13 protein-coding genes are annotated in these 14,383 nt (G+C 67.7%); 7 read left to right on the plus strand and 6 right to left on the minus strand.

From position 1 onward, the window contains the following. Positions 1-182 precede the first annotated feature (182 nt). The 4 genes from D472_RS0103345 (at position 183) to D472_RS0103360 (ending at position 6,038) form a co-directional block, all read left to right on the plus strand. Positions 183-2,105: a methylmalonyl-CoA mutase family protein gene (locus D472_RS0103345; protein ID WP_017603090.1), complete on the plus strand. Its 1,923-nt coding sequence runs from the start codon at positions 183-185 to the stop codon at positions 2,103-2,105. Next, positions 2,102-4,297, plus strand: a complete 2,196-nt coding sequence (gene scpA / locus D472_RS0103350) for a methylmalonyl-CoA mutase (RefSeq protein WP_017603091.1) — start codon at positions 2,102-2,104, stop codon at positions 4,295-4,297. The genes D472_RS0103345 and scpA overlap by 4 nt, the downstream gene beginning before the upstream one ends. Next, complete coding sequence (meaB, locus tag D472_RS0103355; protein WP_017603092.1) at positions 4,294-5,316, plus strand: methylmalonyl Co-A mutase-associated GTPase MeaB; 1,023 nt, start codon at positions 4,294-4,296, stop codon at positions 5,314-5,316. Before scpA ends, meaB begins: the two co-directional genes overlap by 4 nt. 350 nt (positions 5,317-5,666) lie before the next feature. Beyond that, positions 5,667-6,038 (plus strand): STAS domain-containing protein, encoded by a 372-nt coding sequence (locus D472_RS0103360; RefSeq protein WP_026117335.1) that lies wholly within the window; start codon positions 5,667-5,669, stop codon positions 6,036-6,038. Positions 6,039-6,420: 382 nt separating this feature from the next. Here D472_RS0103360 and xylA read toward each other — a convergent pair whose 3' ends face one another. Next, positions 6,421-7,578, minus strand: a complete 1,158-nt coding sequence (gene xylA / locus D472_RS0103365) for a xylose isomerase (RefSeq protein WP_017603094.1) — start codon at positions 7,576-7,578, stop codon at positions 6,421-6,423. A 153-nt stretch (positions 7,579-7,731) separates the two neighbouring features. Then, on the minus strand, positions 7,732-8,985 hold the full coding sequence (locus D472_RS0103370; protein WP_051045930.1) for an ROK family protein: 1,254 nt from the start codon (positions 8,983-8,985) through the stop codon (positions 7,732-7,734). Positions 8,986-9,014: 29 nt separating this feature from the next. Between D472_RS0103370 and D472_RS0103375 the strand changes: the two genes are divergently transcribed. Further along, positions 9,015-9,596, plus strand: a complete 582-nt coding sequence (locus D472_RS0103375) for a GNAT family N-acetyltransferase (protein WP_017603096.1) — start codon at positions 9,015-9,017, stop codon at positions 9,594-9,596. Between the two features lie 26 nt (positions 9,597-9,622). Next, a complete protein-coding gene (locus D472_RS0103380) occupies positions 9,623-10,093 on the plus strand; it encodes an NUDIX hydrolase (protein ID WP_017603097.1) in 471 nt (156 codons plus the stop codon). 54 nt (positions 10,094-10,147) lie between these two features. On the opposite strand, the gene D472_RS0103390 is transcribed toward D472_RS0103380, so the two are convergent. The 4 genes from D472_RS0103390 to D472_RS28400 form a co-directional block, all read right to left on the minus strand. Then, positions 10,148-10,408, minus strand: coding sequence for a DUF6504 family protein (locus D472_RS0103390; RefSeq protein ID WP_026117336.1), 261 nt, complete (start codon positions 10,406-10,408; stop codon positions 10,148-10,150). Between the two features lie 139 nt (positions 10,409-10,547). Beyond that, on the minus strand, positions 10,548-11,393 hold the full coding sequence (locus D472_RS0103395) for a M48 family metallopeptidase (protein WP_083903369.1): 846 nt from the start codon (positions 11,391-11,393) through the stop codon (positions 10,548-10,550). Positions 11,394-11,499: 106 nt separating this feature from the next. Next, a complete protein-coding gene (locus D472_RS0103400; RefSeq protein WP_017603100.1) occupies positions 11,500-12,192 on the minus strand; it encodes a DivIVA domain-containing protein in 693 nt (230 codons plus the stop codon). 31 nt (positions 12,193-12,223) lie between these two features. Beyond that, on the minus strand, positions 12,224-12,361 hold the full coding sequence (locus D472_RS28400) for a hypothetical protein (RefSeq protein ID WP_161625094.1): 138 nt from the start codon (positions 12,359-12,361) through the stop codon (positions 12,224-12,226). A 527-nt stretch (positions 12,362-12,888) separates the two neighbouring features. On the opposite strand from D472_RS28400, the gene D472_RS0103405 reads away from it, so the two are divergent. Continuing rightward, positions 12,889-14,190, plus strand: a complete 1,302-nt coding sequence (locus tag D472_RS0103405; RefSeq protein WP_239642902.1) for an LPXTG cell wall anchor domain-containing protein — start codon at positions 12,889-12,891, stop codon at positions 14,188-14,190. The last annotated feature ends 193 nt before the right edge of the window (positions 14,191-14,383 follow it).

Here is a 14,383-nt window from a genome sequence, read left to right on the forward strand (position 1 = left end):
GGAGTCACGAGAGATGACCAAGGGGTTCTCTCCACCGGACGGGGTCTGGGTGGAACGAGTACTTCGAGGTGGGGCAGGGTGGCTCGCGGCGTCTTCTGGTGTGAGTGGTTTCTGTGAGCTCACCTCGCCGATGCACACCCCGGCTCCTCGGAACCGAGTGCCCTTCTCTACCATTTCGGAGTATGGACGTTCCTGACAGCGGGGCCGACGAAGCCCTCGACCTGGCCGAAGGCTTTCCCACGGCCACACGTGAACGGTGGCGTGAACTCGTCGCGGGGGTACTGCGCAAGAGCGGTGTCGCCGAGGAACGCCTGGCCCACGACCCGGAATCGGTGTTGGCCACACCCACCCTCGATGGGTTCGACATCGAGCCCCTCTACACCCGCGAGTCGACCGCGACCGACCCGGGGTCGACGCCCTTCGCCCATGGCCGTCGGTCTGGGGAGGGAATGGCGCAGGGGTGGGACATCCGTGCCCGTCACACCGACAGGGACCCGGCCGAGCTTCGTCGTCGTGTCCACGACGACCTGATGAACGGTGTCTCCTCGCTGTGGATCGCGGTCGGTGAGGGGGCCGTGCCGGTCTCCGGACTGGGAGACGTCCTCGCCGACGTCCACTTGGACCTGGCCCCGGTGGTGTTGGACTCCGGCACCCAAGAGGCCTTCGACGCCGCCACGGCCCTGCTCGACGTGCACACCGACGCCGGTGTTCACGCCGAGCGCGTCATCTCCCACCTGGGCCTGGACCCGCTCACCGCCGCCGCCCTCACCGGTGAACGTTCCGAGGTCGAGCAAGCCGCTCGCTTCGCCGTCGAACACGCCGCTCGCTTCCCGCACCTGGGCCTGTTCATCGCCGACGGCACCCTCGTGCACAACGCCGGCGGCTCTGACTCCCAGGAACTCGGCACGGCCATCGCCGCCGCGACCGCCTACCTGCGCGCCCTCACCGATGCCGGGCTCGACGTGGCCGACGCGGCCGGCCGGATCGAGTTCCGCCTGGCCGCCAACGCCGACCAGTTCTCGGTGATCGCCAAGCTCCGTGCGGTTCGTGCCATGTGGAACCAGGTACTGGAGGCGTCGGGAGTGCCCGCCGAACGGCGTGTCACGCGTTTGCACGCCACCACCTCCGACGCGATGCTCACCCGTCGCGACCCGCACGTGAACATGCTCCGCGCCACCGTGGCCTGCTTCGCGGCCGGGGTGGGCGGTGCCGACGCCGTCACCGTCGCGCCCTTCGACTCCGCGATCGGTCTGCCCGATGACTTCGCCCGCCGAGTCGCCCGCAACACACAGTCGTTGCTCATCGAGGAGTCCCACCTGGCCAAGGTCATCGACCCGGCCGGTGGTTCCTTCTACGTCGAGTCCCTCACCCGTGACCTCTACCGGACCGGTTGGGAGTTCTTCCAGAGCTTGGAGCGGGCCGGTGGCCTGGCCGAGGCGATCGAACACGGCGAACTGCGTGCCGCCGTCGACGGGGTGTGGCAGCGCCGTCGTCATGATCTGGCCACCCGCACCGCACCGCTGACCGGGCTCAGTGAGTTCCCGAACCTGGACGAGACCCCGTTGGTGCGCGAACCCGACCTCACCCGCACCCGGCCGGCCCCGGATGGTTTCCCGGTACGTCGCTACGGTCAGGACTACGAGGCGTTGCGTGATCGCTGTGACGTCCAGGCTGGTGACACCGGCCACCGGCCCACCGCCTTCCTGGCCACCCTCGGACCGGTCGCCGAACACACCGCCCGCGCCTCCTTCGTCACCAACCTCCTGGCCGCCGGTGGCATCGCGGCCGATGACCCCGGTCCGTTGGAGGACGCCCACACCGCGGCGACGGCCTTCGCGCTCTCCGGGCATCGGGTGGCGGTCATCTGTTCCTCCGACCGGATCTACGCCGAGCACGCCCCGGCTCTGGCCCGGGCCTTGAAGGGGGCGGGCGCCCGTCGGGTCCTGCTCGTCGGTGCCCCGCGCGACGCCTACCGTGAGGCGGGCGTGGACGTCTTCGCGCACAAGGGCTGTGACGCCCTCACCCTGCTCACCGACCTGGTCGACGTCCTGATCACCGACCCCCCGACCACCACGACCGACTCCACCCAGGGGGCGAACGCATGATCCCCGACTTCTCCGACGTCGCACCGAGACCACCGGCCTTCACCGGTCAAGGCGACAACGACAAGGTCCCTGACGTGCCCGACTGGGAGACCCCAGAGGGCATCGGCGTCAAACCGCTGTACACTCCGGCCGATCGGGCCGGCCTCGACTTCGTCGACGGATTCCCGGGTATCCCGCCCTACCTGCGCGGTCCCTACCCCACCATGTACGTCAACCAGCCCTGGACCATCCGCCAGTACGCGGGGTTCTCCACCGCTCAGGAGTCCAACGCCTTCTACCGGCGCAACCTGGCCGCGGGACAGAAGGGCCTGTCGGTCGCCTTCGACCTGGCCACCCACCGTGGCTACGACTCAGACCATCCCCGGGTGGCCGGTGACGTGGGCATGGCGGGGGTGGCCATCGACTCCATCTACGACATGCGACAGCTGTTCGACGGGATCCCGTTGGACGAGATGAGCGTGTCCATGACCATGAACGGCGCGGTGCTGCCCATTCTGGCGCTGTACATCGTCGCAGCCGAGGAACAAGGTGTACCCCCCGAAAAGCTGTCGGGGACCATCCAGAACGACATCCTCAAGGAGTTCATGGTCCGCAACACCTACATCTATCCGCCGGCGCCGTCGATGCGGATCATCTCCGACATCTTCGCGTACACCTCGCAACGGATGCCGCGGTTCAACTCCATCTCCATCTCCGGCTACCACATGCAGGAGGCCGGGGCCACGGCCGACCTGGAGTTGGCCTACACACTCGCCGACGGGATGGAGTACATCCGGGCCGGGCAGAGGTCCGGCTTGGACGTGGACGCGTTCGCGCCCCGCTTGTCGTTCTTCTGGGCGATCGGCATGAACTTCTTCATGGAGGTCGCCAAGCTGCGCGCCGCCCGACTGTTGTGGGCGCGCCTGGTCAGGGGCCTGGGCGGAACCAAGGACAAGTCGCTGAGCCTGCGCACCCACTCGCAGACCTCGGGCTGGTCGCTCACCGCGCAGGACGTGTTCAACAACGTGGCCCGCACCTGCGTGGAGGCGATGGCCGCCACCCAGGGACACACGCAGTCCTTGCACACCAACGCCCTGGACGAGGCGCTCGCCCTGCCCACGGACTTCTCCGCGCGCATCGCCCGCAACACCCAGTTGCTGTTGCAACAGGAGTCGGGTACCACCAGGGTGGTCGACCCTTGGGGCGGCAGTCACTACGTGGAGAACCTCACCCAGCAGCTGGCCACCAAGGCCTGGGCGCACATCCAGGAGGTCGAGGAGGCCGGGGGCATGGCCGCCGCGATCGACGCCGGACTGCCCAAGATGCGGATCGAGGAGGCGGCGGCCCGCACCCAGGCACGAATCGACTCTGGCCGCCAGCCCGTGATCGGCGTCAACAAGTACCGGCCCGAGGCCGCCGACGAGATCGAGGTGCTCAAGGTCGACAACTCCAGGGTGCGGGCCGAACAGTTGGACAAGCTGCGTCGCCTGCGCCGTGAGCGCGACGAGCATCAGGTGCGCGCCGCGTTGGACGCCCTCACCGAGGCGGCCGGACGCGAGTCCAAGACCGATGAGGACCTCACCGACAACCTTCTCGCGGCCGCCGTCGACGCCGCTCGGGCCAAGGCCACCGTGGGGGAGATCTCCGACGCCATGGAGAAGGTCTTCAACCGTCACTCCGGTCAGATCCGTACCATCCAGGGTGTGTACAAGGACGAAGCCGCCGGTAGCGAGGACGCCGTGGGGCTGATGGACCGGGTGACGCGTCGGGTCGACGAGTTCGCCGAAGAGGAGGGCCGTCGCCCTCGCATCCTGGTCGCGAAAATGGGCCAGGACGGCCATGACCGTGGCCAGAAGGTCATCGCGACCGCTTTCGCGGACTTGGGGTTCGACGTCGACGTGGGCCCACTGTTCCAGACCCCGGGCGAGGTCGCCGCCCAAGCGGTGGAGGCCGACGTGCACGTGGTCGGGGTGTCCTCCCTGGCCGCGGGGCACTTGACCCTGGTGCCGGCGCTGCGGGAGGAATTGGCCGCACTCGATCGTGAGGACATCATGATCGTGGTCGGCGGGGTGATCCCACCGGGTGATTTCGAAGCGCTACGTCAGGCCGGTGCGGCGGCGATCTTCCCACCTGGCACGGTGATCGCCGAAGCCGCCGGTGACCTGCTGGAGCAGTTGGAGGCTCGGCGGGACACGGATCTGGGAGGGGAATGACGGTGGGGGCGCGCGGGAGACGTTCGGTGGACGTGGACGCTCTGGCCGAGGGAGTCCTGTCCGGCCACCGACCGACTCTGGCCCGGGCGATCACCCTGGTGGAGTCGCGTCGGTCGGATCACGCGCGCGCCGCACAGGAATTGCTCGTGCGGTTGTTGCCGCACACCGGCCATGCTCGACGGGTGGGGATCACCGGGGTGCCCGGGGTGGGCAAGTCCACCTTCATCGACGCGCTCGGCACCCGGTTGACCTCGCGGGGGCACCGGGTGGCGGTGCTGGCGGTCGATCCTTCCTCCACTCGAACCGGGGGCAGCATCCTCGGAGACAAGACGCGCATGGCCGCGTTGGCGGTGGACCCGAACGCCTTCATCCGCCCCTCGCCCACGGCGGGCACCCTGGGCGGAGTGGCTCGGGCGACCAGGGAGACCATGCTCCTGATGGAGGCGGCCGGGTTCGATGTGGTCTTGGTCGAGACGGTGGGCGTCGGCCAGTCGGAGGTCACCGTCGCGGCGATGGTGGACTGTTTCCTCTTCCTCACCCTGGCTCGCACCGGTGACCAGCTTCAGGGCATCAAGAAGGGGGTCTTGGAGTTGGTGGACGTGGTGGCGGTGAACAAGGCCGATGGGCCGCACGCCGATGACGCCCGTAAGGCCGCCCGTGAACTCTCCCGGGCCCTACGGTTGCTGCAACCGGTCCACCCCGAATGGCGACCACCGGTGTTGACCTGTAGTGGTCTGACCGGGGAGGGGTTGGACCAGGTGTGGGAGAAGGTGCTCGAGCACCGGGCGGTGCTGGAAAGCGACGGTTCCCTGGCCGAGCGGCGCAGTGACCAGGGCGTGAGTTGGATGTGGGACCAGGTGCGCGACCGGCTCATGGACACGTTCCTGAGACACCAGACCGTGGCCGGGCTGATTCCGGACCTGGAGGAACGGGTGCGCTCGGGCGAGACCACGGCGGGGCTGGCCGCTCGCACCCTCCTGGACTCCTTCACCCAGGGTGACGGGTCTGGAAAAGGGTGAACGGAGTGTGACCGGGTCGAAGAGGGCCTCGGAGAACTATGCGGAACAACGGACATCACCGGTTCTCATGTCGTGAAATAACCGGGTGTGAACGGGTGATATCGGTCTCCGGTTAGGAGGTTCTCGCCCACGAGGCGAAAATTTCTTGCCCGATGGCATTCCCGTAACGAGGGTTCGCTTATACCGTGAGTGTTCAACGACTTACCAGGCCGCACGGGCGCGTCGGCGTTCCCTCACCGGGCCGGCTCCGTGGGAGTGGAGTCGGCCCCGGTGGTCGTTCCCGGTCGGGCTGCGTATGGTTAAGCGAAGGGACCCCTCACCATCGGAACGTGGGGCCGGGAGGAGTGAACGTGCACAGGCTCGGACTGAGCACGCGGGTTGAAAGCCGCAGCGTGATCGTCGCGATCGAGGGAGAACTCGACATCGCGACCGCCGCCGACCTCCAGGAACACATCAAGGCCACGATCGAGGAGCACGGTCCGTGGCTGATCCTGGACCTGTCCACCCTGGACTTCATGGACTCCAGTGGACTGAACGTCATCATCAACGCCTACCGCACCGTTCGTGAGCAGAACGGGTCGATGTCGTTGGCGGCTCTCAACGAACGCGTCACCAAGGTCGTCCGACTGGTCGGCCTGCACCGTCAGGTACCGGTCCACCAGACCGTCGCCACCGCGGTCGCCGCGATGGAGGCCCTGGAGGCCAAACGACAGGCCGGCTAGCCACCCGGTCGAACATCTTCGTCCAGGTCCCGTGGCCTTCGCCCCGGGACCGGAACGGTCATCAAGACGTTCACACCCTCTGGCCCACGAGGCCACGGGTCTGGCCTCACGCGCCCGGTTCCGGGCCGGCACGAGCAAGGACACGCCCCCACGCCCCGCCCCGTTCGCGATGCCCTGATCGGTGCCGATCGGGCCCGGCCGGTACCGATCAGGGCGGAGCACACACAGCAGGGGCCCAGACCTCGCCGTCAGGTGCTCTAGGAAGCAGGAACCGGCGCTCCGTGAGAGCGGCGCGCCAACCGGCCTGGAACTTCCTTGGAACGGCCCCACCTCGCAGGCGCGGGTACGCGTCCGAGGTGGGGGAGCACCGAAGCGAGGGAGGTCAGCGCACGCCGAGCAGGTGCTCCAAGGCCAACTGGTCCAGACGCTCGAAGTGGTAACCGCGCTGTCCGACCGCTTCCAGGTCCAAGTCCTCCTTGAGCAGGTCGGTGACGCTCTCCCCGGAGGCCAGGGTGGGCTCGGAGAGTTCGGGCACCCGGGCCTCGGCCAGAGCCGCGGACACCTCCGGGTCGGCGCGGAAGGCCTTGGCCTTCTCCTTGAGGATCAGGTAGTTGCGCATGCAGGCGGCGGCCGATTCCCACACCCCGGACATGTCCTCGGTCCGCGGCGGCTTGAAGTCGAAGTGCTTGGGCCCCGCGTAGCCGGCCCGTTCCAACAGGTCGACCAGGAAGAAGGCCTCCTTGATGTCGCCGGCGCCGAACCTCAGGTCCTGGTCGTACTTGACGCCCCGCTGTCCGTTCAGGTCGATGTGGAAGAGCTTGTCCGCCCACAGGGCCTGGGCGATGCCGTGCGTGAAGTTGAGTCCCGCCATCTGTTCGTGTCCGACCTCGGGGTTGACCCCCACCATCTCGGAGTGCTCCAGGCTGTTGATGAACGCCAGGGCGTGGCCGACGGTGGGCAGCAGGACGTCACCGCGCGGCTCGTTCGGCTTGGGTTCGATGGCGAAGCGCAGGTCGTACCCCTGCTCGCGCACGTAGGCGCACAACAGGTCGAAGGCCTCACGAAGCCGGTCCAGCGCGGCGTGGTCGTCCTTGCCCGCCTCGGTCTCGGCGCCGTCCATGCCGCCCCAGCACACGTAGGTCCGTGCGCCCAGGGAAGCGGCCAGGTCGATGTTGCGGATGACCTTGCGCAGTGCGTATCGGCGTACGTCACGGCTGTTGGAGGTGAAGCCTCCGTCGCGGAAGACCGGGTGGGTGAACAGGTTGGTGGTGACCATCGGAACGGTCAGTCCGGTCTGCTCCAAGGCGCCGGTGAAACGGGCGATGATCGCGTCGCGTTCGGCGGGGGAGCTGCCGGGCGGGATGAGGTCGTCGTCGTGGAAGGTGATGCCGTGCGCACCGAGATCGGATAGGCGTCGGACCGCCTCCACGGGGTCGAGTGGGGGCCGAACGGCGTCCCCGAAGGTGTTGACGCCTTGCCACCCCACGGTCCACAGACCGAAGGTGAAGTTGTCCTCTGGGGTGGGCTGGTAGTCGTTCATGGCTGCGCTCCTGGGTTCGGTCCGGGCCGGACGCGATTAGTTTGTCTAGAGACACAACTAATTGTCAACGGGTACGGCCAGGACAGATCCAACATGTGCCGGGTGGCGTCCCCACCCGTGACCGGACGCAAACGGCTCCGTCCGGGGCCGGCCCTACGCCGGAGCCGTGGCTTTGGGCAGCGGCAGGGCGCCCGTGTCCAGGGCGTGGATCATCACCGCGGCGCCGCCTCGAGCCGCAGCGCTCAGGCCCAGGTCCGAGGGTTCCATTCGGCAACCACCCGCCTCAGGCGCGAATGAACGTGCCAGCGCGGCCTCACGACACCGGGGGAGGAGCCACGGCGTCAGGGGCACGAAGTAGCCACCCAACACCAGAGCCCCCGGGTTGACCACGTTGACCAGGGCCGCCACCCCGCGTCCCAGCCATGTTCCGGCCCGTTCCAAGGCCGCCACGGTCGTTGGGTCCCCCGCCTGCGCCCGTTCCACGGCGGTCCCCACCAAAGCGGCGACATCACCCCCGGACAGCGGATGATCCGGTACCCGATCGGGCAGCGCCTCACGCAGGATCGCCTCCACCCCGGCCAAGGCCTCCAGGCACCCACGCCGTCCGCAGGAGCACTCGGGCCCGTTCGGTTCCAGCTCCAGGTGACCGATCTCCCCGGCCCATCCACCGGCGCCGCGCAGAAGTTCCCCACCGGTCAGCACGCCCGCGCCGATGCCCACCTCCCCGGTCAGGTAGACCAGGTCCGATGTCCCCGAACACGGCCCGAAACGGTACTCGGCCATCGCCCCGAGGTTCGCGTCGTTGTCCACCAGCACCGGCATCCCGGCCAGACACTCACGCACCAGGTCACCCAGGGGCACGTTCCGCCAGCCCAGGTTGGGGGCCCGGGTCACGACACCGGAGGGAACGTCGATCAGACCGGGCACGGCCACACTCACCCCGACCACGGTGCGGTCGCGCACCTCGGGGAGCTTCATCGTCTCCTCAAGCGCGGCCACGATCCGTCGAGCGCATTCTCGGGCTCCGGCGGCCCGGGCGTCCAGGGGCACGTGCCGTTCGACCAGTTCACGGTCGAGTAGGTCCACGGCCACCACCGACAGGTAGTCGACGTTGACCTCCACCCCGATCGCCGCGACCGACCGATCGTCCAGCGCCAGCAACACCCCGGGGCGCCCCACCCGCCGCTGTGAGGTCTCCCCGGTCTCCCGGACCAGGCCGCGTCCCATCAGGTCGACGACCAGGCTGGAGACGGTGGTTTTGTTCAGGCCGGTCGCGGCGGCTACGGCCGCGCGTGAACAGGGGGCCAGCTCGCGTACGGTGCGCAGAACAGAACGAAGATTGGTTTCACGGACGGTCTGGAAACTCACCTTCTCCACCCGCCACCCCCTCGAAAACCGGTTGTCCATCCTCCGGAACCGCTGCTTGGATCCCCATCATGCTGCCTTTTGACCCCTTCCGCGACCAGCCGACCCTTCTCGGTCGTGGGGTCCGCCTCGTTCGACTCAGCGCCGGCAACGCCGACGATTTCATCCCGACCATCCTCGACCTGGATCCCGAGGTGCGGCGTCTGACCGGCACCCACCAGGTGTTCACCGAAGAAGGACTCAGATCCTTCGCGGCGAGCCGCCCCGACCACCACGACCGTGCCGATTGGCTGATCTACGATCGCGACACGGGCGAATGCCTCGGTGACTGCGCCCTTATCGACCTGGATTCGGACAACGCGAGTGTGGATTACCGGATCGCCCTGAACAGCATGCGTCTGACCGGCAGGGGCTACGGCACGGCCGCCACCGACGCGGTTTTGGAGTACGCCTTCGAAACCGTGGGGCTGCACCGGGTGGCGTTGCAGGTGTTCGCCTTCAATACCCGGGCGCAACGCTCCTACGGCAAGTCCGGTTTCGTACGTGAGGGCGTGTGGCGTAAGCACCTGCGCTGGGACGGCGAGTGGCACGACACGGTCCTGATGTCGATCCTCGCCGAGGAGTACGCCGAACCGCGTGCCGCGCGGGGGTGACCCGGACGCGCCGCTAACGTCGGAGTATGCCCGTTCCCGATTTCCTCAAGCGGCTGCGCGAACACGTCGGTCATGGCCTTCTGCCTCTGGTGGGGGTGACCGCGGTGGTGCTCGACGACGATGGCCGTGTCCTGTTGCACCAACGCTCCGACGATCGTCGCTGGGCCACGCCCGGTGGCATCCTCGAACCGGGGGAACAGCCCGCCCCGGCCGTGGTCCGGGAGGTGCGGGAGGAGACGGGGGTGAGGGTCCGAGTGGAGAGGCTGGCCACCGTGGTCACCCAGGAACCGCACACCTACCCCAACGGTGACCGGGTGCAGTTCCTCGACCTGGCCTTTCGCTGTAGTCCCGTCGGTGGTGAGCCTCGCGCCGATGGTGACGAGAGCCTGGACGTGGCCTGGTTCGCCCCCGAGGAGATGCCCGTCATGGCCGAACGTGTACTCGAACGCATTCAGTGGGCCCGTCGGGCCGAGGGCGAACCCTACTTCCTGCGCTGACCCGCTTTCGGCCCGCCGGGGCGCCCCCCGACGGGCAGCGGTTCCGGGCGTGGGTCAGTTCCACCGGCGGCGCATGGTCCACCGGTTCGAGCCGGTGTCCTTGCTGATGTCGATGATGCTGGCTTCGCCGGAGTCCGACTCCGCCGAGACACGGAGCAGGTGGATCCCGGTTTCCGACGCCCCGGGGGAGCCGGAGCGTACGGGCCAGTCCCCGATGACTCTGCGCACCCAGAAGGTGCGGCCGCGCCAGGTGAACCGTGCGGGCGTTCCTCGGTCGGTGGAACGGACGTCGATCTGTTCGTTCAGAAGACTCACGATCACAGCCTATCGAGCATACGTTCGAAGAAGACGAGTTTTCCGCTGGTTCGCGAACACCCTAGGGGGAGGTGGGGCTGTGCGTGGGCCGACACGCGGAGCAGGGACCATGAAGTGGGTCGAATCGGCGCCGGAGGGTTCAAAGGAGTACCCGGCCCCTGCGTGTGCGATCGCGTAGGGCGGCCATGCGTCGGGCATTGCCCGGATGGCGTGACAGCAGGTGATAGAGCAGCGATGAGGGAGTCCGACCGGCCGAGGCCCGGGCCGCCATCTCACCCAGGTTCACCCTCGTGTACAGGTTGGATCCTCCGGCGAACAGGCACACCGCGTGTACTCCCTGCGGCACGTGCGCACAGGCGTGGTCGTCCGCCGTGTACTCACGTGTCCGGGACAGCGACGCCCCCAATCCGGGAACGAGTTCGGCGCCCAGGGTGAGCAGGCGTTGCCAGTATCCGGTGTGTCCCGCGACGACGTGCCCGAGTTGGTGAGCGATCAGGAAGGCCGTCGCGCTCGGGTCCCGTAGTCGGCCCAGTTCGTCGAACAGGGCCGCCGGCAGGACGAGGTAGCGGCGCAGCCCGTGTCCGGCCGCGTCGGCACGGGGCGAGGGGGCGCCGACGCGGACGTAGGCCTCGGGTGTTCGTGGCACGCCCATGTCGGTGGCCAGCGACACCACCAACCGGTGGGCCTCGGGGAACTGGGTGGGGGAGACGCGCACCGACTCGGATCGTTCGCGAGCGTAGCGCAGACCACGTGTCCACCAACACATCACGGGTGGTGCGATCAACGCGGCCAGAACCCACACCGAGGTCTCGGGCACCGACCAGGCCAGGTGAGCCAGGGCGGCGATCATCAGCAGTGAGACCAGTGCGCACAGAGTGAACAGCGGCTTCTCCCAAGGATGCCCGGACGGTGGTACGACGTCCTCGACCACCTCCACGGCACACAACGCGGGGGCGGGTCTTCTGTGCGGCGTCGCTTGTGGCATGTCGCTCTCCCTCAGGCCACCGGCGGCATGGGATCACTACTCTCTGTGCTCAAATATTACTTTCCGATTCCCCTGGCATGGAGTGACGATGCCGGCGTGTTCCGGCTCAGGAATGCTCGTAGAGACGGAGTTCGTCGGCGAGCAAGTCCAGGAAGTGATCGACTTGGGCGGGATCGTAGCCCGGGCGGGCCCGAGTAGTGGCGAATTGGACCCGTTCCACCTCGCTGGAGGTGAGAGTGGCCCGATCCGGCCTGCCCTGGATGAGGACGCCGAGGGTGTACTCGGCGCGGTCCAAGAACTCGTCCACCTCCTGCTCGTTGTAGCCCGTGGTCAACCGGGTGGTCGCGAAGCGTTGGTCGCGAATGTCGTCCGGGGTCATCCGGGGGCCGGACGGGGACCCACCGCGGAGGGCGGCCGGCGCGGGTCGATCCGGTGAAGGCCGACCAGAGGGTTCTGCGGGCCCCCGGGGATCGACCTGGCTCGGGTGGGGTGGCAACGGTGGTGGGACGGACTGGCCCAGGCCCCGCCCGGCGAGGTCGGCGATGACGAGATCGAGGAAGTCGTCCACTTCGTCCTCGCGGTACCCGGGGCTCATGCGCGTGGTGCGAAAGCGCGAGTTGCGGACCTCTTCGGCGGTGATCAGTGGTCCCCGGCGTGGCCCGCCCTCCAAAGCGACCAGGGTGGCCTCGATCCGATCGAGGAGCGCGTCGACGTCCTCCTCGTTGTAACCCGGGCGCAGGCGCACCGTGTGGAACTTCTTGTTGCGGATGTCCGCCGGTGTCAGAGACATGGTCCCCATTGTGCAGTTCATGCGGTTCGAAGGGGCGTCCTCAGGAGCCCGTGTGCGTTTCGGCGTCGTCGAGCCGGAAGGTGAGCGGCCCGAGGTGGGCCCCGGCCCGTGTCCGGTCGGGCTCTGGGAAGACCACATCGAACTCGGGTTCAGGGAGTGGTCGATCCAGGGAGTGCATGGCCCGCATTATGCCGAGCGGGGGTGGCGTGCGCCATACCGGTAGCGATCCTGGCCGGGTGTGGACGCCGGCTTCGTTTTCCGTCGATGGTGGCGATATGTGGTACGGGGAATCGAGTCCGACAAAGTCCTTTCTAGTAGGACGCCTGTCCGGGGTTTCGGTTTACCTGAAGTTAAAATATTTACGGAATTCGCTACCTGCTCGCAATCTTGGTGATTTCAGATCGCCATCGTGACCATTTTGATATCGCTGTACTGAATTACTCGCTTTTCGAGTGTGTATCTTTGGTCGTAGGCGGACGAAAGCGATTAAATCGGCTTTTCCGGCTCTTACCGTCTGCGGGCCGTAGCCGGTCCCCTGCTTCGATGCGCCAGGTCATGGCTTCTGCGTGCCATGTCCACCCCCACATCCGACCCTGGTCATGATCCACGAGATTCCCCCTGTCCCGTGCTCTTTCGCGGTGGAAACCGCTGCCAGGCCCGGCCCGAGAACCATTCGGGGCCGGATGATCCGAATGAGGATTGATTTTGAAGAACACTCGACTCAGTGCTCGCCGTTTGCTCCAGGGAAGCGCCGCCTTCGCTGCCCTCGGCGCCCTTGGCCTGGCCACGGCGATGCCCGCGTACGCCGACACCTACGGGTGGGGCTACGCTTCCGCCGTCGGAGCTGAGAACACCGTTTCGGAAACCTACATCACGCAGGACCAGACGGTCTCCGAGTCGTTCAGCAGTGGTATCGGTGACTGGCTGACCGTCACGGGTACCACCACCGCCACGGTCAACGCCGAGGGTGCCACCGGCACCACCGTCATCGACACCGCCAAGGTGCGCATCACCCTCGACGACCTCGAGGAGATCCTCGACCCCGAAGCGGACGAGGACGAGGACGAGGACGAGGGCGACGACAACGACGAGGGCGACGACGAGGGCGACGACGACGAGAACGAGCCCTCCGAAGAGGGCGAGGAGACCGGTGGTGAGGGCGCCGATTCCGACTCCGACAAGAGCGGTGGCCAGGACGCCGATTCCGGTGGTGGGGACGGCGGTTCCGAGGACACCGACTCCGACGACGAGGGTGGTGGCGATGGTGAGGGTGACCGGCCCGAGCCGACGACCCCGCCGGCGGAAGACCCCACCCCGTCCCCGTCCCCTTCTCCCGCGAACGTGGAGAGCGACGAGGAGAGCGTCGACACGGCTGCGGTCGAGGACGAAGTCATCGAGCTGAACGAGGAGAACTCCGAGCTCGTCGACGGTGGTGACACCATCGTCATCGAGGGCACCATCACCGGTGCCACGGTGAGCACCTCCCAGACCTGGGACGGTGACGTCTCGCACTCGGCCTTCGAGGGTGACTTCCAGGAGTCCGGGGCCTCGGTCCTCTCCAACGGTGAGCGGGTCGAGGTCGATATCGTGCCCCTCATCGATGAGGGTGTCGTGCAGAGCGAGGACGCCGGTTTCCTCTGGAACGACGCGTACACCAGCTTGTACGTGGGCTTCGCCGTCAACGGTGAGGTCGTCGCCGGTTACCCGCTCGCCGAGAGCGCCGCTGGCATCACCATCGGTGCCGCCGAGGGCGACACCGGTGGTGGCGAGGGCGACGAGGGTGGCACCGAGGGCGACGACAAGACCCCGCCGAAGGAACGCGACAAGGACACGCTCCCCAAGACGGACGTCAAGGACGCCGAGCCCCTCGCCCAGACCGGTTCCCCGGTCCTCGGGCTGATCGCCGCCGGTACCGCGATCGCCGCCGGTGGTGGCGCCGCCGCCTACCTGGCCCGCCGCAGGAAGAACAACGACGAGGTCGCCGAGGCCGAGACCACCGAGGGCTGAGGGCTCGAAGGGTCCGCGTGCGGCGTCGTGAGACGTTGAACACGATGTGAGGCATGAGGGCCTCGGGAACGGTTCATCCGATCCCGAGGCCCTTCGGCGTGCCGGTGGAGCAACCCGGGCCGCCGGGGCCCGGGCTACTGCCGCATGAGGTACGCGGCCACACCACGTGCGATGGCATCGGCGGGTTGTTTCC

This window comes from Nocardiopsis alkaliphila YIM 80379 (genome assembly GCF_000341005.1).
Taxonomy (GTDB): Bacteria; Actinomycetota; Actinomycetes; order Streptosporangiales; family Streptosporangiaceae; genus Nocardiopsis; species Nocardiopsis alkaliphila.

Excerpts from the sequence above, each read along its gene's own strand:
- D472_RS0103345 (WP_017603090.1), top strand. The coding sequence starts at position 183 with ATGGACGTTCCTGACAGCGGGGCCGACGAAGCCCTCGACCTGGCCGAA.
- scpA (WP_017603091.1), top strand. The coding sequence starts at position 2,102 with ATGATCCCCGACTTCTCCGACGTCGCACCGAGACCACCGGCCTTCACC.
- meaB (WP_017603092.1), top strand. The coding sequence starts at position 4,294 with ATGACGGTGGGGGCGCGCGGGAGACGTTCGGTGGACGTGGACGCTCTG.
- xylA (WP_017603094.1), bottom strand. The coding sequence starts at position 7,578 with ATGAACGACTACCAGCCCACCCCAGAGGACAACTTCACCTTCGGTCTG.
- D472_RS0103370 (WP_051045930.1), bottom strand. The coding sequence starts at position 8,985 with ATGGACAACCGGTTTTCGAGGGGGTGGCGGGTGGAGAAGGTGAGTTTC.
- D472_RS0103375 (WP_017603096.1), top strand. The coding sequence starts at position 9,015 with ATGCTGCCTTTTGACCCCTTCCGCGACCAGCCGACCCTTCTCGGTCGT.
- D472_RS0103380 (WP_017603097.1), top strand. The coding sequence starts at position 9,623 with ATGCCCGTTCCCGATTTCCTCAAGCGGCTGCGCGAACACGTCGGTCAT.
- D472_RS0103395 (WP_083903369.1), bottom strand. The coding sequence starts at position 11,393 with ATGCCACAAGCGACGCCGCACAGAAGACCCGCCCCCGCGTTGTGTGCC.
- D472_RS0103400 (WP_017603100.1), bottom strand. The coding sequence starts at position 12,192 with ATGGGGACCATGTCTCTGACACCGGCGGACATCCGCAACAAGAAGTTC.
- D472_RS28400 (WP_161625094.1), bottom strand. The coding sequence starts at position 12,361 with ATGCACTCCCTGGATCGACCACTCCCTGAACCCGAGTTCGATGTGGTC.